This window comes from Achromobacter sp. KK8 (genome assembly GCF_054188005.1).
The window spans coordinates 5,362,098-5,382,505 of record NZ_CM135178.1; the positions used below are offsets into that span (position 1 = coordinate 5,362,098).

The 20,408-nt window shown below is 67.6% G+C and carries 17 protein-coding genes; 10 read left to right on the forward strand and 7 right to left on the reverse strand.

What is annotated here, in order from left to right; all coding sequences use genetic code 11:
• Positions 1-65 precede the first annotated feature (65 nt).
• Together ACVN9Z_RS24670 and ACVN9Z_RS24675 are read left to right on the forward strand one after the other, a co-directional pair.
• On the forward strand, positions 66-941 hold the full coding sequence (locus tag ACVN9Z_RS24670; RefSeq protein ID WP_458212771.1) for a LysR substrate-binding domain-containing protein: 876 nt from the start codon (positions 66-68) through the stop codon (positions 939-941).
• 331 nt (positions 942-1,272) lie between these two features.
• Positions 1,273-2,826, forward strand: a complete 1,554-nt coding sequence (locus ACVN9Z_RS24675; protein WP_458212772.1) for a flagellin N-terminal helical domain-containing protein — start codon at positions 1,273-1,275, stop codon at positions 2,824-2,826.
• A gap of 63 nt (positions 2,827-2,889) precedes the next feature.
• Here the strand turns inward: ACVN9Z_RS24675 and ACVN9Z_RS24680 are convergent, their stop codons facing one another.
• The 4 genes from ACVN9Z_RS24680 to ACVN9Z_RS24695 form a co-directional block, all read right to left on the reverse strand.
• The gene (locus tag ACVN9Z_RS24680; protein ID WP_070781364.1) at positions 2,890-4,146 is read right to left on the reverse strand and encodes a hypothetical protein; all 1,257 of its coding nucleotides are present in this window, start codon (positions 4,144-4,146) and stop codon (positions 2,890-2,892) included.
• 135 nt (positions 4,147-4,281) lie between these two features.
• Positions 4,282-4,674, reverse strand: coding sequence for a hypothetical protein (locus ACVN9Z_RS24685; protein ID WP_127913728.1), 393 nt, complete (start codon positions 4,672-4,674; stop codon positions 4,282-4,284).
• Between the two features lie 73 nt (positions 4,675-4,747).
• The gene (locus ACVN9Z_RS24690; RefSeq protein WP_006386583.1) at positions 4,748-5,353 is read right to left on the reverse strand and encodes a TetR/AcrR family transcriptional regulator; all 606 of its coding nucleotides are present in this window, start codon (positions 5,351-5,353) and stop codon (positions 4,748-4,750) included.
• 19 nt (positions 5,354-5,372) lie between these two features.
• The gene (locus ACVN9Z_RS24695) at positions 5,373-5,969 is read right to left on the reverse strand and encodes an NAD(P)H-dependent oxidoreductase (protein ID WP_058664749.1); all 597 of its coding nucleotides are present in this window, start codon (positions 5,967-5,969) and stop codon (positions 5,373-5,375) included.
• A 204-nt stretch (positions 5,970-6,173) separates the two neighbouring features.
• Between ACVN9Z_RS24695 and ACVN9Z_RS24700 the strand changes: the two genes are divergently transcribed.
• The 5 genes from ACVN9Z_RS24700 to ACVN9Z_RS24720 all read left to right on the forward strand — a co-directional run bounded on the left by ACVN9Z_RS24700 (position 6,174) and on the right by ACVN9Z_RS24720 (position 10,064).
• The gene (locus ACVN9Z_RS24700) at positions 6,174-6,794 is read left to right on the forward strand and encodes a hypothetical protein (protein ID WP_006386585.1); all 621 of its coding nucleotides are present in this window, start codon (positions 6,174-6,176) and stop codon (positions 6,792-6,794) included.
• Positions 6,795-6,953: 159 nt separating this feature from the next.
• Positions 6,954-7,271: a co-chaperone GroES gene (locus ACVN9Z_RS24705; RefSeq protein WP_006386586.1), complete on the forward strand. Its 318-nt coding sequence runs from the start codon at positions 6,954-6,956 to the stop codon at positions 7,269-7,271.
• Positions 7,272-7,302: 31 nt separating this feature from the next.
• Positions 7,303-8,925 carry a chaperonin GroEL gene (gene groL / locus ACVN9Z_RS24710; RefSeq protein ID WP_448685169.1) on the forward strand — a complete coding sequence of 541 codons (1,623 nt, stop codon included), beginning with the start codon at positions 7,303-7,305 and terminating at the stop codon, positions 8,923-8,925.
• 274 nt (positions 8,926-9,199) lie between these two features.
• Entirely contained in the window at positions 9,200-9,643 is a 444-nt protein-coding gene (locus ACVN9Z_RS24715) for an Hsp20/alpha crystallin family protein (RefSeq protein WP_020928274.1), read from the forward strand.
• A 34-nt stretch (positions 9,644-9,677) separates the two neighbouring features.
• Positions 9,678-10,064 carry an Hsp20/alpha crystallin family protein gene (locus ACVN9Z_RS24720; RefSeq protein WP_047991142.1) on the forward strand — a complete coding sequence of 129 codons (387 nt, stop codon included), beginning with the start codon at positions 9,678-9,680 and terminating at the stop codon, positions 10,062-10,064.
• Positions 10,065-10,143: 79 nt separating this feature from the next.
• Here the strand turns inward: ACVN9Z_RS24720 and ACVN9Z_RS24725 are convergent, their stop codons facing one another.
• A complete protein-coding gene (locus tag ACVN9Z_RS24725) occupies positions 10,144-13,578 on the reverse strand; it encodes an autotransporter domain-containing protein (RefSeq protein ID WP_458212773.1) in 3,435 nt (1,144 codons plus the stop codon).
• A 258-nt stretch (positions 13,579-13,836) separates the two neighbouring features.
• Between ACVN9Z_RS24725 and ACVN9Z_RS24730 the strand changes: the two genes are divergently transcribed.
• On the forward strand, positions 13,837-15,747 hold the full coding sequence (locus ACVN9Z_RS24730) for a tetratricopeptide repeat protein (RefSeq protein ID WP_448685173.1): 1,911 nt from the start codon (positions 13,837-13,839) through the stop codon (positions 15,745-15,747).
• Between the two features lie 27 nt (positions 15,748-15,774).
• Here the strand turns inward: ACVN9Z_RS24730 and ACVN9Z_RS24735 are convergent, their stop codons facing one another.
• Together ACVN9Z_RS24735 and ACVN9Z_RS24740 are read right to left on the reverse strand one after the other, a co-directional pair.
• Positions 15,775-16,761: a hypothetical protein gene (locus ACVN9Z_RS24735; RefSeq protein WP_458212774.1), complete on the reverse strand. Its 987-nt coding sequence runs from the start codon at positions 16,759-16,761 to the stop codon at positions 15,775-15,777.
• 41 nt (positions 16,762-16,802) lie between these two features.
• Positions 16,803-17,570, reverse strand: a complete 768-nt coding sequence (locus ACVN9Z_RS24740; RefSeq protein WP_006386593.1) for a bestrophin-like domain — start codon at positions 17,568-17,570, stop codon at positions 16,803-16,805.
• 625 nt (positions 17,571-18,195) lie between these two features.
• On the opposite strand from ACVN9Z_RS24740, the gene ACVN9Z_RS24745 reads away from it, so the two are divergent.
• A complete protein-coding gene (locus ACVN9Z_RS24745; RefSeq protein WP_006386594.1) occupies positions 18,196-19,344 on the forward strand; it encodes a formylglycine-generating enzyme family protein in 1,149 nt (382 codons plus the stop codon).
• A gap of 91 nt (positions 19,345-19,435) precedes the next feature.
• Positions 19,436-20,407, forward strand: coding sequence for an AAA family ATPase (locus ACVN9Z_RS24750; protein ID WP_346507494.1), 972 nt, complete (start codon positions 19,436-19,438; stop codon positions 20,405-20,407).
• The last annotated feature ends 1 nt before the right edge of the window (position 20,408 follow it).

Genomic DNA, 20,408 nt, shown 5'->3' on the forward strand with positions numbered 1-20,408 from the left:
GGAAATTGGCGGAATAAATCATAGATTTCTTGCGCACCGGTGTCAGATTTTCTAATATCGACAGCATGCGTAACCTGCCCTCGATGAACTCGCTGCGCTTTTTCGACAGCGCCGCCCGGCACCTGAACCTGTCGCTGGCGGCGCAGGAATTGGGCGTGTCGCACAGCGCGGTCAGCCAGCAGATCCGGCAGCTCGAAACCTGGCTGGGCCGCAAGCTGTTCGACCGTCACTCGGAGGGCGTGCGGCTTACCGCGGCGGGCCAGGACCTGCACCGCGCCAGCCTGCCGGCCTTCGACATGCTGGAACAACGCCTGGCCGAACTGCTCGGCCGATCGGCGTCGCCAGAGGTGGTGATCGGCGCGCCGGCGAGCCTGTTGTCGAACTGGATCATCCCCAGGCTGGAGCATTTCGAGCGCGACCATCCCGACGTCCAGGTCCGGCTGCAAACCGCCACGGACATTGGCCTGCTGGAGCGGCGCGTGGTCGACGTGCTGATCGTGGCCGACGCGCACCAGTCGCCGGCTATTGAGGCGCTGCCCTTGTTCCGGGAGGCCATCGGCCCGGTCTGCACGCCCGATCTTGCCCGGCGCATCCGCCAGCCCGCCGACGTGGCGGGCGCGCCCCTGCTGCACACCGCCTCGCGCCCCGCCATCTGGGAACACTGGGCGCAGGCCCGCGGCCTGACGCTCGACACGCGCCAACCCAGGCGCCAGTTCGACCAGCTCGGCCACATGCTCGAAGCCGCGGCGGCCGGCCTGGGCATCGGCATGGCGCCCAGGGAACTGGCGCAGGCCGACATCCGCGCGGGCCGGCTGGCCGCGCCCCTCGGGTTCCACGAAACCGGTGGTCGGTTCAGCCTTTACGCCCGCGCCGATGCCGGGCAGATCGTGGACGACATCAAGCGCTGGCTGACAACGGAAGCGCAATCCAACGCGTCCTGACCGCTGGCCCCGCCGCGTCGGACCGATCCGGGATTTGTCTTCGCAGCGAGACGCCCGGCGGATGATTGGCTTAGCATTTTCGGAATGATCTATTCCAGATTGGATAAGCCAACCCGCGTCCTGGCGGCCCGTGGCGGGTCACCGCAAGCTGGCCGCGTGCCATCATCAACCCCATCCCGGTCATCGCGTTGATCCGTCGCGCGTGGCGCCGTCCCCGGGGGACACGACGACGGCGCGAATCGACCCACGTCATCCCGTTCGCAACAACATGCGCACCGTGCCCGCTGCTGCCGCGGCATGGCCCTGTCGCAACCTTGCATTGGAGAACCTCATGCCCTCGATCCGAAACCAGGCCCCGTCGCTACGGGCGCGTACCAACCTGGGCAAATCGGAATCCGCGCAGGCGGTGGCCACGGAACGCCTGTCGTCCGGCCTGCGCATCAACCACGCGGCGGACGACGCCGCCGGCGAAGCCATCGCCCACCACTTCACCGCCCAGATCCGCGGCCAGCACCAGGCCGCACGCAACGCCAGCGACGGCATCTCGCTGACGCAGACCATCGAAGGCGCGCTCGGTCAGATGGACCAGAGCCTGCAACGCATCCGCGAACTGGCGGTGCAATCGCAGAACGGCAGCAACTCGCTCGAAGACCTGCGCGCCATCCAGGCCGAGATCGACCAGCAGCTGGGCGAGATCGAACGCATTTCCCACCAGACGCGATTCAACAATCTCAACGTGCTGGCCGAGGACGCCAGCATTCCCTTGCAGATCGGCGCGCATGATGGCGACACCCTCGACATCAACACCCGGCTCGTCAATACCAAGACCCTGAACCTGGACCGGATCGACGTGGTGCATGATCCGCGGCTGGGTGGCGCGGTGGACAAGACGGTGATCGACACTGAACCCGCGCCCGCGCCCGCGCCAGCCGCCCCGCCGCCGGCCGTCGCGCCACCACCCGCGATAGCGCCACCGACCACCACCACCGCCACCGTGAACATCCGGTCGGGCTCCACGACACTCACGATGTTCCAGGCCTTTCTGGTCCGGTACGACTTCAATGGGGCGACCTACTACAACGCGCAGACGCACGATTTCCCCACCACCGGCGTCACCGTCAATTACCGGCTCACGCCCGTGCCCGCCCCCACTGGAGGCGTTTTCGATATCGACGTCACGACCTTGCCCGTTCTGGACCTGACGACAGTCAGCGCGGCGGAACGCGCGGCGATAGCCGCTGGCACGGCCTACCTGCCAGGCGGCACGATCACTCTTCCCGTCACGCCGCCGGCCACGCTACCCGTGGCCCCCACGCCGCCCGCCGTGGCCCCCGTCGCCCCGCCCACCGCCGATGGCGTCAAGAAAGACACGCCCATCAGATTGTTCGATTTCCTGCAGAGCCTGGCGCCGGTGCCGCTCACGGACGACGGCCGTCCCCTGTTCGACCAGGACAGCAAGGTGCATTACCTGACCGACGCCAGCGGCAACGCCAACGGCGACTACGTCATCAGCGGCAGCGACGGCAATTTCTACGACATCAGCATCTCGTCCACCGGCGTCGTGGAATTCAAGCCGAAGGATGCGCCGCCCACCGTCAACCTCAAGGTCGCGCCCATGAAGCGGGTGAACAACGCCCTGGGCCAGGTGGACAGCCTGCGCGGCGAACTGGGCGCGATGCAGAACCGCCTGGGTTCGGTCATCACCAACCTCAACCACACCGCCGGCATCCTCAGCCAGGCCCGCAGCCGCATCGAGGACGCGGACTACGCGGTGGAGACCTCCAACCTGACCCGCCAGCAGATCCTGCAGCAGGCCAGCAAGGTGGCGTTGACCCAGGCCAACCAGCTGGCGCAGAACGTGTTGGCGTTGTTGAAGGAAGATTGACGCGTCATTGGCAGGCGTCATCGCCTAGCGCTTGTCCGCCGCAGAAGCCGCCCCCCCGCCCGCTCAGTCAGTCACCAGATACGCCTGTCCGCCCGGCTTCAGGTAGGGTTGCAGTGCCTTGAACGGCACGCTGCCGTGCGTGCCCAGGCAGGCGCCCGAGGCGTGTCCCACGCCGGACACCGACAGGCTCAATGCCCCCGGCGAAGAGGCGCCCAGGGCCAGGTATTGCGGCCAGAGGTCGGCGCAGTCTTCCAGGTTGGGATGCTGCTCGGCGCGGTCCTCGGGCGGGCCGGCCTTGACCACCTGTTCCACCAGCCCCAGCAGTGCCGCGCTGGGATCGCGGCCGAAGCTGCGCTTGCCCGGCGCGTAGGCGTCGAAGACGCGGTTCCAATCGAGGTATTCGCCGCGCAGCAAGTCGAAGGTGTATGGCTCGAAATGGTTGGCGGGATGCGCCCCGCCGCAATCCAGGCTGCCCGCTTCGGTCACGGTCAGCAGCGCGCGCGACAGCCAGGTGACGTTGATGTTCTCTTCGTCGAACCCGCCCAGCGTGCCCGCGCCGGGATTCGTGCTGGTGTAGGCAGAGGCCATGCATTCCAGCGCGCCCAGGCTCTTGCGCCAGTGGCGTTGTTCCAGCAGGTCATTGACGCGCCGCATGACCTGCGGATCGGGATGACGGCTGAGCCGTGGATAGGCAAACCCGGTGCGCGGATCTTGCCACATGCGGTAGGCCACCGCGCCCGCGCCGACGTCCTTGCCCACCGGCTTGGCGTGGCCGGCCAGCTTCAGTGTTTCATAGGGCGCGCGGGTGGCGTCGATGCCCGCCTTGAGGTCGATGTCGCCCAGGTCGGCCTGCGTGGCGCGCGCCTTGGCGCGGTCGCGTTCGAGTTGCGCGGTGTCGTAGCCGGCCACGCGCTGCAGGTCGAAGCGGCGTTGCTTGCCGGTGCGGGTGTCGGTCCACTGCCCGCGATAGCCCTTCTCGTCGCGCGTGCCTTGCCAGCTGGCGGCGCGGTCGGGCGCGTCGATCTCGGCCGTGTCCGAAGCCGGAGGCCGCGCCGGGTGCGGCTTGGGCTCGTACAGGACGTCGCCCGCGCCGCGCAGGGGAATGTCGACGCCGCTCTTCGGGTAGAAATAGCGCCCGCTCACGACCCCGTTGGCGCCGGCCGCATCATCCAGTTCCAGCACCACCTCGCCGGCGCCTTGCAGCGTGCCCTTGTAGACGGTGCGCTGGGCAGCGTCGGCCTGCGCCCCCGGCAGCGCCAGGAGGGCCAGCGCCAGGGCGCCAAGGGAAGGGAGACGAGGACGGAAGAGGGACGATGGCATGGGGCGGGCACGGCCGGAAATTGAGGTGGGCCCACTATACCCGAGCCATCTCTGTGCCTTCCCGCTGTGTCCGACGGACATAACGCGACCGCGCGCCGCCGAGCCAGCAATCGGACCGAGGCGGCCGGCCGGCGCTTACGCGCGCTTGAGCGCCGCCAGCACCCCGGTCAGATCCAGCGCGCCGGCGCTGGCGGAGCGTTTCATGGATTCGAGCCCGCGAACCACCCAACTGGCCACCGCCGCATTCGCGTCCGCGTCGGCCACTGCCATCGCGTCGTGGCGCGGGACCTGGATGGCAACCGTAAGGGCCACTTTCTTGCCCGAGTACTTCGCCACGGCGCTGAACCCCGACTCGGCGTAGTCGCTGATGCTGCCGCCCACGAATAGCTCGATATCCAGCGTGGCGGCGCCAGGCACCACGACCGGCGCCAATGCGGCTTTCAGCCTGGGCCGGTACGCGACGACGGCGGGCAGGAACCGCGAGCCGACCTCCGGCCCTCCCATTCTTGCGCCGAGTGCGACGTCCATGAAAACTCCTTTTTCGGGCAGGCCGGTATTGTACTGACGGGCCTCATTCGCGCGGCGCTGGCCGCGCCGCGCGTCACTTGTTTCGCTTGACCATATCCAGGATGGTCTTGCGGAGTTCGTCGCACGCCTGCGCCTCGGAAATTTCACCGGCGACGGCCGCGGTCGACAGCGCGTCGGCCGCGCCCAGCATGGCCCACAGGCTGGCCGTGGCAATGCCTTGCGGCCCGGCGAAGGGCGCAAACAGCCGCCGGCATTTTTCGATGAAGGCATACTGGTACTGCCGTTTCACGGCCGCCAGTTCCGGCGAGCCGTCCAGCGCCGCCAGCACTCCGGGAATCTCGCGCCCCTGCGTCGACACGCATGCGACGTACCGCTCGGCGATGACGCCGGCCTTGTCCTTCAGGCTCGGCTTGCTGGCGGCAATGGCGTCATCGATGATCGCCGTCTGGCGCGCGTCGAAGTCCTGGTACAAGGCGGCCAGCAGGCCATTGCGTGTGCCGAAGTGGTCATAGACCACCGGCTTGGAGACGCCGGCCGCTTCGGCCAGGCGTCCCAGGGTCAAGGCGTCGGTGCCTTCCTCGCTGACCAGTTTCCAGGAAACCTCCATCAGCTGGCGCGAGCGCTCGTCTTTCGACAGGCGGCGGCGTGGCGGGGAAGCGGGAGCGGGAACGGCGGACATCTGTATTCTCGGGTATCGATCAGGATTGCACGGCAAAAATCCGCTGACCGATGGCGTGCGCCGCGTCGAGATGGGAAGCCGGAAAGCCGGCATCCGAAGGCAGCAGCAATTCCGATGTCGCGACGCGCGCGCCGCAGTAGCCGAAGATGCCGTGGTCGATCTGCGTTTTCATGGCGCCGAAGTAGCCATGCCTGCCGTAGGTTCGCATATCGGCGCCGCCACTGGCAACCAGATGCACCGGCAGGCGCTGCAGTTTCTTGACCAGCTTGCCGTCCGCGCTGGCGTCATAGGCCCAGCCGTTGGTGAACACGCGGTCGATCCAGCCTTTCAACAGGCCGGGGAACGACCACCAGTAAACCGGATAGACCAACACCAATGCATCCGCGCGGTCGATCCGCGCCTGCTCGGCGACGACGTCCGGCGACGGCGCGGCCTGCTTCAGATGCAGGGCCGCATCGGCCTGGGTGAACCTCGGATCGAACCCTTCCGCGGCCAGATCCGCGATCTCGAAGGAATGTTCCGGGCCGCGGGCGACAACGCCCTGCGCGAGCTGGGCGGCGATGGCGTGGGTCAGGGATGCGGGGTCGGGATGTGCGACAACGATAAGCGCGTGCATGCGGATCTTCCGTACAGAGTTTCTATATACGAATAGTAGCCTACTTTTAGTAGTTATTGAAAGATCAATCACCCGCGCGCTTCCGGCATGTTCGTCCGACGGTGTCCGCCGCGATCTTGAGCATCCCCGCCCGAAGCGATAAATTTGCTCCAGCGAAATCGTTGCCATGGCCTGCCACGCAGGCCTGTCGTTGGAGTCGCACGCATGGATATCATCGAGACGATCGCTTCGCACACCGCGGCCCTGCGCATGCCGCTGTATGCCGTGACGGCCAGCGCCATCCGCAAGGCCGACACGCCGCTCATTCTCACGCTGCACTGGCATGGCTTTCACCGTGATGGCACGGCGGACGGCGGACTGCGCTCCGTCGCCGGGTCGGCGGTCCAGCTCAATCTGCGCTGGCACGATTTTGCCGTGCTGGACCGCGCGATCATCGACGCCGGATGGGCGCTCGGCGCCTGGGATGTCGAGCGCGTGGCGCGCCCGCCGTGGTGGCGCCTGAACGCGCCAGCCTCGGAAGCCGTGGCCGGCCACCGCGCCTTCGCCGATTATTCCGACCTGCCGCCATCGGACGACACCGTCGTGGTGGAAGCGCCGGATCAGCAAGACCTGCTTGAACTGGCGGCGCGCAAGGGCTACGTGCGCTGGCTGTTCAGGCCACGCAAGGGCGGCCTGTGGCGCCAGCTGGACGGCGACGACGATACGTTGGACGCCGACGGCGGACGCACCCTGCCCTGCCCGGTGCCGCTGCAACCGGACGGTCGCGAACTGCGCCGCAAGGTGCTTTACCGGCTGGGACGAGGCAAGGATTTTCTGATTCTTTAAGTTTCATTTTGATGCATTTTTGACTCTTGAAGCGTCTGTGGCCCGCCCATAGATTTTTTGCGCATCCCGATCGTGGATGCCCGATGCGTGGCGCCGCCGTGCGGCGCGCAACGCGCCGGTATTCACTTTTTGATGATCAAGACTTCAGGAGATAGAGTCATGAAGATCCGTCCCCTCTATGACCGGATTATCGTCAAGCGAATCGAACAACAGCGCAAGACCGCATCCGGCATCGTCATCCCGGACTCCGCCGCCGAAAAGCCCGAGCAAGGCGAAGTACTCGCCGTCGGCCAGGGCAAGCGCAACGCCGATGGCTCGCTGCGCGAGCCGGAACTCAAGGTGGGCGACCACGTGCTTTTCGGCAAGTATGCCGGCCAGACCGTGAAGGTCGACGGCGAGGAGCTGCTGGTCATGCGCGAAGACGACATCTTCGCCGTGCTCACGCCGCAGGACAAGCAATTGAAGAAGGCCGCCTGAGGCCCGGCCATCGCAAATCGAGGAGCAAGAAATGAGTGCCAAAGACGTCAAATTCCACGATAACGCCCGCGCCCGCGTGGTCAAGGGCGTCAACATCCTGGCCGATGCCGTCAAGGTGACGCTCGGCCCCAAGGGCCGCAACGTGCTGCTGGAACGCAGCTTCGGCGCGCCCACCATCACCAAGGACGGGGTCTCGGTCGCCAAGGAGATCGAACTGAAGGACAAGTTCGAGAACATGGGCGCGCAGATCGTCAAGCAGGTCGCCTCCAAGACCGCCGATGTGGCCGGCGACGGCACCACCACCGCCACCGTGCTGGCGCAGGCCATCGTGCAGGAAGGCATGAAGTACGTGGCCTCCGGCATGAATCCGATGGACCTGAAGCGCGGCATCGACCAGGCCGTGTCGGCCGTGGTGGAGGCCTTGCGCAAGCTTTCCAAGCCAATTTCCACCAGCAAGGAAACGGCGCAGGTGGCGGCGCTGTCGGCCAACGCGGATGAAGCCATCGGCAAGATCATCGCCGACGCGATGGACAAGGTCGGGCGCGAAGGCGTGATCACCGTCGAGGACGGCAAGTCGCTGGACAACGAGCTCGATATCGTCGAGGGCATGCAGTTCGATCGCGGCTACCTGAGCCCCTACTTCATCACCGATCCCGAGAAGCAGGTGGCCCAGCTCGACGACCCGCTGGTGCTGCTGTACGACAAGAAGATCTCCAACGTGCGTGAACTGCTGCCGGTGCTGGAAGGCGCCGCCAAGGCGGGCAAACCGCTGCTGATCGTGGCCGAGGATGTCGAAGGCGAAGCGCTCGCCACGCTGGTGGTCAACGCCATGCGCGGCGTGCTCAAGGTCACCGCGGTCAAGGCGCCGGGCTTCGGCGACCGGCGCAAGGCCATGCTGGAGGACATCGCCATCCTCACCGGCGCCACGGTCATTTCGGAAGAGACCGGCAAGCAGCTCGAGAAGGCCACGCTGCAGGACCTGGGCAGCGCCAAGCGCATCGAGGTGCGCAAGGAAGACACCATCATCATCGACGGCGCCGGCAAGCAGGAAGCCATCGACGCCCGCGTCAAGACGCTGCGCAAGCAGATCGAAGACGCCACCAGCGACTACGACCGCGAGAAGCTGCAGGAACGCGTGGCCAAGCTGGCTGGCGGCGTGGCCGTCATCAAGGTCGGCGCCGCCACGGAAGTCGAGATGAAGGAGAAGAAGGACCGCGTCGACGATGCCCTGCATGCGACCCGCGCGGCCGTCGAGGAAGGCATCGTGCCCGGCGGCGGCGTGGCATTGCTGCGCGCCCGCGCGGCCATCCAGGACCTCAAGGGCGCCAATGCCGACCAGGACGCCGGCATCCGCATCGTGCGCCGCGCCCTGGAGGCGCCGCTGCGCGCCATCGTGGCCAACGCCGGCGAGGAACCGTCGGTGGTGGTGGCCAAGGTGGCGGACGCCAAGGGCAACCATGGCTACAACGCGGCCACCGGCGAGTACGGCGATCTGGTGGAAATCGGCGTGGTCGACCCGACCAAGGTCACGCGCACCGCGCTGCAGAATGCCGCTTCGATCGCGGGCCTGATCCTGACGACGGACGCCACCGTCGCGCAGGCCGCCGAAGAGCCCAAGCCGCAGGCGGCGCCGGCCGAAGCCATGGACTTCTGACCCCTCTCGGACCGGAGCAGCGTGAAGGCATCGCGCCACTGGCGCGGTGCCTTTTTTTTGCGTGCGCGGCGCGAAAAAACCGTCGTCCCCGCGTCCTCGCGAGCCGCCGTTCGATGCTGTCTATGCGCTTGCGCCACACGATTTCACGAATCAAAAATGGCGGGTCTTGAATCCGCGCGGACCGCACTCATATCTCTGTTGAAGCGGTCGAGCGGCTGGCGATTGCGACGCATGAAGCGGCCCCGATCCTGTCCAACCATCTTGGGAGGTAATCATGGCGAACTACCCATTCACCGACACCGGTGTCGAGTCCTTCTTCGACGCGGTCCAGGAACAGATGGACCGCATCCTGCGCGGCGCGGGCCTGCCCGCCACCCTGCGCGCCCTGCCGCGCGGACATTTCCCGCCGGTCAATATCGGCGTGTCGGATGAGGCCGCGGTCGTGGTGGCATTCATCCCCGGCATCGATCCGGACACCCTGAAAGTGTCCATCGAGAAAGGCCTGCTGACGATCAGCGGCACGCGCGAAGCGCAGGCGCTGCCCGAGAACGCGCGCTACTACGCGCGTGAACGCGCCGACGGTTCATTCACCCGCGCCATCGAACTGCCGGCCGACGTCGACGCGGACAACGTGCAGGCGCGCTATGTCGACGGCTGCCTGCTGGTCTCCATCAAGAAGAAGGAGTCGTCCAAGCCGCGTCTCATCCCGGTGCAGTAACGCCCGCCCATCGCACTATTCAGGAGATAGCATCATGAATACGCGTAACGAACTCGTTGTCGAACAAGAAGGCCGCGCCGCGCAGCGGCGCCCCGCCACCCTGCCCGCCGTGGACATTTTCGAGGACACCACCGGCGTCACGGTGCTGGCCGACCTGCCCGGCGTCACCAAGGAACGCCTGAACATCAAGGTCGAATCCGACGTGCTCGTCATCGAAGGCGAAGCCGCCGTGCCGGTGCCGCAGGAACTGCGCCTGATCCACAGCGAACTGCGCGAGCCGCTGTTTCGCCGCTCGTTCCGGCTGGGGCCGGAATTCGACAAGGACGCGATCAGCGCCAACCTCAAGCAAGGGGTCCTGACGCTGCGCGTGCCGCGTGTGCGCGAAGCGCAGCCGCGGCAGATTCCGGTGACGGTGGCGTAAACGATGCGCCGCGCCGCGGCACTGCCGTGGCGCGGCGTTTTCACAATCCGGGCTCGCGCCGCGCGGGACGCTGCCGGAGTCAGTAGCGGTATTTCACTTCCAGCGTGCCGCTGTTCTGCCGGTTGCCATCGCCGAACTGCCCGCCATACAGTGCGCTTACCGTGGTGCGCTTGCTGACGTCGATGCCCACGCCGAGTTCGACCACGACGGCGTCTTGCGCCACCGGCGCCCCCGTTACCGAAAACGCGTCCCCGCCCTGGACGAAGGACATCGTGCTGAGCGGGTTGCGATCACCGAAAGCATGCCGCCATCCCAGCGTGCCCTGCACCGCGCCGCGCGCGCCGGCGCTTTCGAAATCGCTGCGCGCGTGCAGGCCCAGTGTGGTGGTCGTGATGCGACTGCGGCCGCTCTCGCCGCGCAGCGCCGCGTCGCCGCCGGCTTCGGAAAAGCCGCGGGTACGCAGGTCGCTGAAGTTGGCGCCGACGAATGGCTCGAGCGTGACCCGGTCATTCAACGGCACGGCATAACCGAGTTCACCGAAGACCTGGCCGGTGCTGGCGCCATAGCCGGCCTTGAGCGTCTGGTCCAGGCCGGCGGCGGCGGTGCTGCGGCGGGTGTCGACATCGTGCCAGGTATAGGCGGCGCCCAGGCTGAGGTTGATGCGGCCCGCGCCGGCCTCGAAGGCCCGGCCGCCATACAGCGTGACGCTGTAGCTGTCGACGTCGGCGCTGGAGGCCCGGTCGCTGGTGCGGCTGCGGCTGTTGGTGTAGCCCAGCGCGCCGCCCAGGCGCCATTGCGCGCCGACCGCCACGTCGCCGCCGAGGATCATGCCCGAGTCAGTCTGCGTGGTACGGGCGGCGTTGCCGTCGCCGCCCAGGGTGGTCCAATTGCCGAACACCTGGGTCCAGAGCGGTTGCGCATTCGATTGCGGCAGCGACGCGGCATCGCCCCTGCCCAGCTGCGCCGTCGGCGCGCCCGGCGCCCAGCCCGCGCCCAGGTTCGCGCGCAGCCGCGACAGCGGCATCTGCGCCATGGCGCCGGTGGCGCCCTGCAGGATCGACATCGCGCTGGCATGGGCCTCGCCCGAGAGCGCATTGAAGGCCTGGGCGGGCATGCCGTCCGGCAGGTTCAACACGTGCCGGTACAACGCGCTCTCCGGCGCCAGGCTCTGCAGGGCCCGCGCCACCGCGCGCTGGTTACCGCTGGCCGCCGCGTCGACAAACTGGATCGGGCGCGAGCCGCCGTCATCGGACGGAACCTGCTTGAGGCTCACCACCAGATCGACGCGCTGACTGTCGTAGGCCAGCGACGGCGTCAGGAACGCCAGGTTGCTCGAGACACTGTCGAAGCGTCCCAGCACGCCATTGTCCGCGGTCAGGATGGTATAGGTGGTGGAAGGCGCATAGTTGCCGTTCTGGCCGATGTGCACGACCGAGCCGGCCAGGCTGGCGCTGCCGGCCACCCGCACACTGCTGGCCATGCCATGGGGGGTGGTGGCGACGCGAAAGACGGAGCCCGGTTGGAAGGTCAGGTCCCCCTGCACGTTCATGCGGCCCGTGGGAAGGTTGGCGCTGCCCGGGGCCAGGGTGGCGCCGGATGCGATGGTCACCGCGCCCAGCGTTCCGGAGCCGGACAGCGTCGACCCGCTCGCGGCAAGCACCTGGCCGCCAAGCTTGCCGTCCACCTGCAACGTGCCGGCCGCCACCTGCGTGGCGCCCGTGTAGGCGCTGCTGTCGCCGGTGAGCGCGAGCGTCCCGGCTCCCAGCTTCGTCGTTGCGCCCGCGCCGGAAATCGCGCCACCGTAGGCGGAGTCGTCCGCGCGATCGAACCGCAGGTTGGCGTTGTTGACGATATTGCCGCGCAACGAGCCGCGATTGCCGCCATCGCCCACTTGCAGCGTGCCCGCGTCGACCACCGTGGTGCCCGCGAAGGCGTTCTCGCCGGCCAGCACCAGGGTGCCGGCGCCGGCCTGGCGCACCTGGCCGGCGCCGCGCAGTATCCCGTCGAAGCGGACCGTATCGCTGCGATTGAAGACCAGCGCCGCGCCCGCCGCGATGTCCGCGTCGCCGGCCAGGCTGCCCGAGTTAGCGCCGTTGCCTATCTGCAGGGTGCCGGCTTGCACGAAAGTGCCACCGGCATGGTTACCGGCGCCGGTGAGGATGACGGTGCCGCTGCCAGTCAGGCTCAGACTCCCCGCGCCGGACAGCGTGCCGGACAGCGTCATGCCGTTGGCGCCGGTGACCGTCAGCCCGCCAGGGCCCAGCACGAAGTCATTCGACATGCTCAACGTTCCCGGCACACCGGCGGCGGCAATCGCGCCCCCATTCGCGCTGATCGGGCCGAGTCCTAGCATGGCGCCGTGCTGCAACGTCGCCAGGCCGCCGTTCAGCGTCACGCTGCCGCCGGAGACCAGGGGCGAGTCCTGCAATATCCAGGAACCGCTGTTGATACGCAGGTTCTGGAAGTTGACGTAGGTCAGCCCCGAGATGGCGGTGACCGCCCCTCCCGTGCCGCTGCCGGTGCCAGTGGACGGCAGCGCGTTCTGCAGCACCAGCGTGTTACCCCCGCCCGCGCCGCCATCGACCCTGCCGGCAGGCGCGAACGCGAGGCCGTCATGGCCGGTCACCGGCAGATCAGCTGACGACGATCCCCCGCCGCGAAACACGATGGAACCGGAGACGGCGGTGAACGTGTTGTTGCCGCCCTGGCCCAGCGACACACCGCCGACGATGGTCCCGGCATTGGTGAAACTGTGTCCCACGCCCGGAGCGCCGGCCGCTTCGAACGCGACGCGGCCAACGATGGTGCCGGTGGGCTCGTTGAGGAATTCCACCTTCGCGCCGCCGTAAGCGGCAATGACGGCCTTGTCCGCCGCCGCCGAGACAGTGCCGTCCACATCGCTGCCGCTTATCATGCCGGCATTGGTGAGGTAGCTCGTCCCGCCGCTGCCATTGTGCACGACCAGGGCCATGCCGAGGAGCGATGGCAGGCTGGAGCCGCCGCCGACGCCGGGGGTGACGCCGGCGATCTTCCCCGCCTTCGCGTTGATCACCCGCGTGACGCCGGCCGAAGCGTTGCCGACGAATATGCCGGTCGATCCGAGTGAATTCACGCCAAGCAGGTTGGGGTCGATCGTGCCGTAGTTCTCCACGGTCACGTTGCTGCCGGCCAGGTTCAGCGCGGTGCCGCCGGTGGACAGTTTGACGCCCAACGATCCCCCGTCGGTCACGGTGACGCTCAGGTTATTGGATGGATCCGTATAGGACGGCGCGGCAGGATTGGCCGGCGAGGCGCATTGGACGAGAACGCCGACGCGGATACAGTCCGCCTGGGCCGCCCCTCCCGCCCCGGCAAGGGCAAGCGCCAGCGCGGCGCCCAGCGCATGGCGGCGCGGCAGGAAAGGCAGAACGGCGCCTGGCGAGCTCTTGCCCGCGCGCGATTGCGATGCCAATTCCGAGGCCGCTTGCCAGACGCGCAGGCGGCGGTTCCATACCAGACGGTAGATGTGGTTCACAGCGGGGGCCCTTGTATTTGCGATGGCCGGCGTCATCCCGGTGCACTGTGAACGTGGTGCGGACGCATGCGACAGCGCGGCGCATCCACGACGGGACGAGCGGCCTTTTCGGCCAACGGGTGGAATATTTGCGCACAATATAGCCGGCGCCACGGCGGCTGAAGCGAAAAGAAAAGGCGCAATCACTGGTCAATTCCTGCCCACCGCGAAGATAATCACACTTTTGCCGCCAATGCCGATTTACAAGGAGCGACCTTCTTGGGCCCGACCGCCGACCGCGCCGCCCCGCCGTTGACCGTCCGCGAGGCCATCGCCCTGGCCCGCACGCACTGGAACGCCGGTCAGGCCGCGCAAGCCGAAGACCTTTGCCTGCGCGTGCTGGACGCGGTTCCGGACCAGCCCGACGCGCGGCATTTGCTTGGCCTGATCGCGCATGCGTACGGCCATCCAGCGCTGGCGCTGGCGCACCTGCGCGCGGCCTGCCAGCCGCCCGCGGCGCCGGCCGCCTATTGCAGCAATCTGGCGGAAGTGTGCCGCCAGCAGGGACGGCTCGACGAAGCCGAGGCGGCCGCCCGGCGCGCGGTGGCCGCCGACCCGGGGCTGGCCGAGGGCTGGAACAACCTGGGCATCATCCTGCAGGAGGCAGGCCAGCTGGCCGCCAGCCTCGATTGCCTGCAGCGCGTGGCCGCGCTGCTGCCCGACAGCCCGCAGGCCCACAACAACCTGGGCAACACCTGCAAGCGCCTGGGCGACAACCCGCAGGCGCTGGCGCATTACCGCCGCGCCCTGGAATTGGACCCGGACTACGCGCAGGCCTTGAGCAACATGGCGGTGGCGTTGGGCGACGACGGCCGGCACGACGCCGCCCTGGCCGCCATCCGGCGCGCCATCGAGATCGATCCGCTGCTGCCGCAGGCGCACCTGAATCTGGCCGCGCTGGAACGCGCGCGGCCACGGCAGTCCCCGCTACAGGGGGTTCCGGGCACACATTCGAAGCAGCCCCCACCGCACGACGAACACACGCTGCGCGAGGCCGAGGCGTTGCTCCGCGAGGGCCAACACGCCCAGGCCGAAACGTTGTTGCGCGACGCGCTGACGCAGGCGGGGCATCATGTCGCGCTGCTGCGCCTGCTGGTCCAGGCCCTGCGGCCGCAGGGAAAACTGCGGGAAGCGCGCGACGCCCTGGAGCGCGTGCTGCGCGCGGAGCCGGGCGACGCGGGGTCGCGTTTCGAGCTGGCGGAGGTGCTGCTGACGGAAGGAGATTTCGATGCCGGCTGGCGCGAATACCGCTACCGCTATCACCTGGCGCACACGGCGGCGCTGGCCCGCCACGTGCAAAAGCCGCGCTGGGACGGCCGCCCCATTGCCGGCCAGACGCTGCTGCTGCATGACGAGCAAGGCTACGGCGATACCTTCCAATTCCTGCAATTGGTGGCGCTGGCCCGCGCGCGCAGCGGCGCCCGCATCGTCCTGGAGGTCAAGGAGCCGTGCCACGCATTGGCGCGGCGCGGCGACGGGATTGATGAAGTCATCGTCACTGGCTCGCCGCCGCCGCCGTTCGATTCGCACTGCGAACTGATGAGCCTGCCGCTGGCGCTGGGCTTGCGGCTTGACGACCTGCCCGTGCGCACTGGCTACCTGCGCGCCGACCCGGCCTGTGTGGCTCTCTGGCGCGCGCGGCTGGCTGACTTGCCGCGCCCCCTGGTCGGCCTGGTCTGGGCCGGCCGGCCGACCCATCCGCGCGACGCCCAGCGTTCCCTGGCCCTGGCCGATCTGGCCCCGCTGGCGCAGGCCGGCGTCACCTTCGTCGGCCTGCAACTGGGCGAGGCGTCGGCCCAGGCGGCCTCGCCCCCGCCGGGCCTGAGCATGGTGCCGTTGAGCCAGGATATCCGCGACTTCGACGACACCGCGGCCATTCTGACCCAGCTGGATGTGCTGGTGTCGGTGGACTCATCGCCGCTCCACCTGGCTGGCGCGCTGGGCTGCCCGGCCTGGGCGCTATTGCCCTTCGCGTCCGACTGGCGCTGGCTGCGGGAGCGCCGCGACAGTCCCTGGTATCCGTCAATACGCCTGTTCCGCCAACCGGCTCCGCATGCGTGGCAGCCGGTGCTGGAGGAGGTGGCTGACGCGCTGCGCGTTTTGCATACGGCACGTTCCGCCGACGAATAACGTCCCGGCCCTCGCGCCCGGCCAACTTCAAAAACTGACGGCCAGCCCCACCGAAAAGCCGCGCACATTGGTGCCGAACACATAGCGGCCCACCAACCGGGTGCGGGTGATGAAGACGTCGTAGGCGCTGGAGTCCAACTCCAGCCCGGCGCCCAGCGAGGTCAGCCGGTCGAACCCCAGAATGCCGCGCTGGTCGCCCAGGAATTCCGAATGAGTCAGTTCCAGCACATAGCGCACCGGCCGCTGCAGCGCCGTGAGCCCGGTGGGCGCGCGGTAGCGGGCCCACAGGTTGGCCGACTGCGCGGTGGCGCGGCCCTTGACGGCGGCCGAGCTGTCGAAGCTTTGCAGGCGGATATCGGAATAGCGCAGTTCCACGTCGACTTCATAGCCCGGGCGATAGTGCTCGTAGTCGAGCATCAGGGACCCGCCCAGGCCATAGGCGTTGAGCGATCCCTTGTCCAGGAAATCGATATCGCGACCGGTCTGGCGGCCCACGTACCAGCTGGCCGCGCGCAGGTCGCTCGATACATTGCCCAGCGCGAAGTTGAAGATGGGGCGCAGCTTGAGTTCGTCGGCGAGCTTGAAATCCCAGCCGATCCCGCCGGTTGCCGAAATGCTGTTCCAGCGCGTCGGGATCCGGCGGGTTTCGGCGCCCTGCGTGGCGACGAAGGTCGGATCGTAGCGGCTCGCGGCCAGCACGCCTTCCAGGTAGATCGGCACCGATTGGGAAATCGTGTCGCCCCCGCCCAGCTGGGTCATGAAGAAGTCGTTGGAACCCGCGGTCGAACCGCCGCCACTGCCGATTTTCAGCGAACTGGTGGTGATGTCGGGCACGATCGAAAACGACATCAGCGCCAGCACGCCGTTGGCACGCTTTTGCAGATCATCGTGCGTCAGCCGCAGGCCCTGCGCGCCGGCCAACGGCGGCGCGGCACAGGCCAGCAGCCCCGCCAGCCACCATTGCGACCGCCGCCACCGCAACCTCGATGCCGCCACGATCCGGATCCTCGCCATGAGAAGGAAAATGCGTGGGAGACAGCGCGCGTCGGCGCGCGCTATGGGTCCACCATGGCCTGCCGCTGCGACAGCAGCAGCGCGTCGCTCTGGTCGATGCGGATGGTGCCTATCCGCGGGAATTCGAAATCGATGATGATGTAGAGGGCGGCGGTCATGACCAGCGCATAGACCACCTGGTGCATCCAGCCCGAACGGTTGGCGACGGCCAGGTTCATGCCGACGAGTGCGGCGCTGACCAGCGCCAGCAGCCCCAGGAACAGGTAGGCCATGATGGGCGGATGCACCTTCTGCGCGACCGATTGCGTGGTGGCGACGTCGAACATCTCGTTGACCGCGTTGATGTACGACGCGGCAAACGGCGGCACGCTGTCGTTGGCGGCCTGGATCGAGCCCTGCCAGATCTGCTTCTGCAAGCCCGCCACCTTGGCGGCGATCGCCTCGCGCGCCTCGAGGTCGGCCACATGTCGGTAGTAGTTGATGCGCTCGTCGACATAGCGGCGGAACGCGTCACGCAGCGCGGGTTGCGCGGGCGCGGCAAGCAGGTCGATCCGCAGCCAGGCCGTGCCGATGGCGTTGACCTCCAGCACCAGGAGGTTGCGGCGCTCCGCCATGCGCTGCGCTGCGCCGGAAAAGGTGAAGGCGATCAACAGCCCGAGCAGCGCGAACACCGAGGCCTCGACGGCCGCCGATCCCGCGCGGCTCTTCTCGTCGCCGCCCCGGCCGAGCCGCCTGCCGATATTCATGGCCAGCAACAGCAGCAGGAAGAACGCCAGCGCCAGGAAAAACAGAATCAGGGAATAGTCCATGCCGTCACCTGTGCGTAGTCATGCGCCTTGAATCCAACCGGATGTGTTTCGTGCCTGGGGCGGCCGGCGGATGGCGCGGTCGCGGAGCGTGGCGGCAATGCTCGTCGATGCGGCGGCGGGCCGATGCGCGGGCCTTGCCGCGCCATGAATGGCACGTGACTTCGGGAAGGCGGTGCAGCGTGTTTCATCGATCACCCTGGAAAGAGGCCAATGACAACCTGCAAACTGCGGCCAGGGCGAACGCGCACGGAGAATAATCCGCATTATTTCCGCGCCGCGCCCTGGTTTCTCGTGGCGAGGTTTTCAGTTATTAACCGATCCGCCCGGCGATATCAACATTTTTGCGAATATCCCGGGCGTGCGACAGCGCCAGATGTTTTCGCCTTGCGGACCGCCGCGGTTTACCGTTGGCGATATTCCGCGCCGCAACAGCCACCCTGATTACATGTTGTTTCGATAATGCGCTATGCCGGCGCTGATCAGTCGTATTAGCTTTGTATCCTCATTTATGTAATATTCGCATTAATTCGATAATCGGTTCAGTCAGTACGATCAGGCAGGTTTGTGGTGTCCCGCCAGCTGCAAGGCTTGGCAGTCCGTTTTGGCAGCAATTCGGAGAGGTCACGTGAAACAGCAATTGAAGATCGGTTTGACGGTCGCGTCCATCATCGCCGCGGCCACCGCGCTGGGCGGCTACGTCGCCAGCACGTCCACCCCCGCCCCGTCACAGCAGGGTGTCGCCAGAATGGGCGACGGCAAGAACGGCCCGCAAGGCATGGCCTGGATTCCCGCCGGGGAATTCCTGATGGGCAACGACCACCGCATGTCGCAACCGAACGAGCGGCCCGCGCATCGGGTGCGCCTGACGGGTTTCTGGATGGACGCCCACGACGTCACCAACGCCGAATTCCGCCGCTTCGTCGACGCCACCGGCTACCTCACCACCGCCGAACGCAAACCCCGCTGGGAAGACCTGGCGGTGCAATTGCCGCCCGGCACGCCCCGCCCCATCGATGCCGCCCTAGTGCCCGGCGCCATGGTCTTCACCGGCACCGAACAGGAAGTCTCGCTGCGCGACTACAGCCGCTGGTGGCGCTTCGTGGCGGGCGCGAATTGGCGGCACCCGCAGGGGCCCGCCAGCAGCATCGAAGGCAAGGACGACCATCCGGTCGTGCAGGTCTCCTACGAAGACGCCCAGGCCTACGCCGCCTGGGCGGGCAAACGGCTCCCCACCGAAGCCGAATGGGAATTCGCGGCGCGCGGCGGACTGGAGCAGGCCACCTATATCTGGGGCGACGAACTCGCCCCGCGCGGCCAGGCCATGGCCAACATCTGGGATACGCAGCAACGCCAGCCCTTCCCGGTGGTGACCGATGAAAAGGTGCAGGTCGGCACCACGCCGGTGGCGAGCTTTCCGCCCAATGGCTACGGCCTCTACGACATGGCGGGCAACGTCTGGCAGTGGACCGCGGACTGGTATCGCGCGGATGCCTTCCTGACCCAATCGCAATACCGCCGGCCGCCGCTGGACCCTGCCGGGCCGAAAGACAGCTTCGATCCGGACGACGGCAACGTGCCGCGCAATGCGCCCAAACGGGTGGTGCGCGGCGGATCGTTCCTGTGCAGCGACACCTATTGCATCAGCTATCGCGCCAGCGCCAGGCGCGGCAACGATCCCATGAACGGCATGTCGCACCTGGGCTTTCGCACGGTGATGACGCCGGAACAATGGAAGGTCGCGCGCGCCCGCCAGGACGCCCTGGCGCAACGTTGAAATAACACGCAGTCGAACTGCCGCGCCGCCGCGCCGTCCGCGGCGTGCGCCCGCATGAATGAAGCCACCACTTGGGGAGGGGCTTGTCTTCATGAGTCAACGCGATGCCATTCTCGCGCTCGAAAGCGCCATCAATCAACAGGTGCTGGGCCAGGACGCGGTCGTCCGGATGATCGTGGTCGGCCTGCTGGCCGACGGCCATATCCTGCTGGAAAGCCTGCCGGGCCTGGCCAAGACCCGCACGGTGCGGGCACTGGCCTCCAACCTGGACGCGCGCATGAGCCGCATCCAGTTCACGCCGGACCTGCTGCCTTCGGACATCACCGGCGCCGACGTGCTGCAAGCCGATGGCGCGGGCGGCCATCGCATCCAGTTCCAGCAGGGACCGCTGTTCGGCAACATCATCCTGGCCGACGAAATCAACCGCGCCCCGGCCAAGGTGCAGTCGGCGCTGCTGGAGGCCATGGAGGAAAGGCAGGTCACGGTGGGCGGCACCACGCGCCCGATGCCGGCGCTGTTCATGGTGGTGGCCACCCAGAACCCGATCGAGCAGGAAGGCACCTATCCCCTGCCGGAAGCGCAGATGGACCGCTTCCTGATGAAGATCCGGCTGGACTACCCGGCCGCCGCCGACGAGGCCGCCATGCTGGCGCTGTTGCGCCATCCGGCCGCGGCCGACGGCACGCGCGCGGCGGCGCCCTTGTCTCAGGAAGCCCTGTTCTCCTGTCGCGATGAGGTGGCGGCGGTGCAGGTCGCGCCCGCGGTCGACGAGTACATCGTGGACCTGGTCAATGCCACGCGCCGGCCGGCCGACTACGACGCGGACCTGGGGCGCTGGCTCCAGATCGGCGCCAGTCCGCGCGGCGCCATCGCCCTGGATCGCGCCGCGCGCGCGCATGCCTGGCTGAGCGGCGCCGCCTTCAGCACGCCCGACGATGTGCGCGCCGTGGCCTTGCCGGTGCTGCGCCACCGCCTGCACCTTTCGTACGACGCCGTGGCGGATGGGCTGACGCCCGAGGCCGTGATCGGTCGCCTGCTCGATACCGTCGCCGTGCCGGCCTAGA

Bases quoted from the DNA above. Each gene is read 5' to 3' on its own strand.
- ACVN9Z_RS24670 (WP_458212771.1), top strand. From the start codon at position 66: ATGCGTAACCTGCCCTCGATGAACTCGCTGCGCTTTTTCGACAGCGCC.
- ACVN9Z_RS24675 (WP_458212772.1), top strand. From the start codon at position 1,273: ATGCCCTCGATCCGAAACCAGGCCCCGTCGCTACGGGCGCGTACCAAC.
- ACVN9Z_RS24680 (WP_070781364.1), bottom strand. From the start codon at position 4,146: ATGCCATCGTCCCTCTTCCGTCCTCGTCTCCCTTCCCTTGGCGCCCTG.
- ACVN9Z_RS24685 (WP_127913728.1), bottom strand. From the start codon at position 4,674: ATGGACGTCGCACTCGGCGCAAGAATGGGAGGGCCGGAGGTCGGCTCG.
- ACVN9Z_RS24690 (WP_006386583.1), bottom strand. From the start codon at position 5,353: ATGTCCGCCGTTCCCGCTCCCGCTTCCCCGCCACGCCGCCGCCTGTCG.
- ACVN9Z_RS24695 (WP_058664749.1), bottom strand. From the start codon at position 5,969: ATGCACGCGCTTATCGTTGTCGCACATCCCGACCCCGCATCCCTGACC.
- ACVN9Z_RS24700 (WP_006386585.1), top strand. From the start codon at position 6,174: ATGGATATCATCGAGACGATCGCTTCGCACACCGCGGCCCTGCGCATG.
- ACVN9Z_RS24705 (WP_006386586.1), top strand. From the start codon at position 6,954: ATGAAGATCCGTCCCCTCTATGACCGGATTATCGTCAAGCGAATCGAA.
- groL (WP_448685169.1), top strand. From the start codon at position 7,303: ATGAGTGCCAAAGACGTCAAATTCCACGATAACGCCCGCGCCCGCGTG.
- ACVN9Z_RS24715 (WP_020928274.1), top strand. From the start codon at position 9,200: ATGGCGAACTACCCATTCACCGACACCGGTGTCGAGTCCTTCTTCGAC.
- ACVN9Z_RS24720 (WP_047991142.1), top strand. From the start codon at position 9,678: ATGAATACGCGTAACGAACTCGTTGTCGAACAAGAAGGCCGCGCCGCG.
- ACVN9Z_RS24735 (WP_458212774.1), bottom strand. From the start codon at position 16,761: ATGGCGAGGATCCGGATCGTGGCGGCATCGAGGTTGCGGTGGCGGCGG.
- ACVN9Z_RS24740 (WP_006386593.1), bottom strand. From the start codon at position 17,570: ATGGACTATTCCCTGATTCTGTTTTTCCTGGCGCTGGCGTTCTTCCTG.
- ACVN9Z_RS24750 (WP_346507494.1), top strand. From the start codon at position 19,436: ATGAGTCAACGCGATGCCATTCTCGCGCTCGAAAGCGCCATCAATCAA.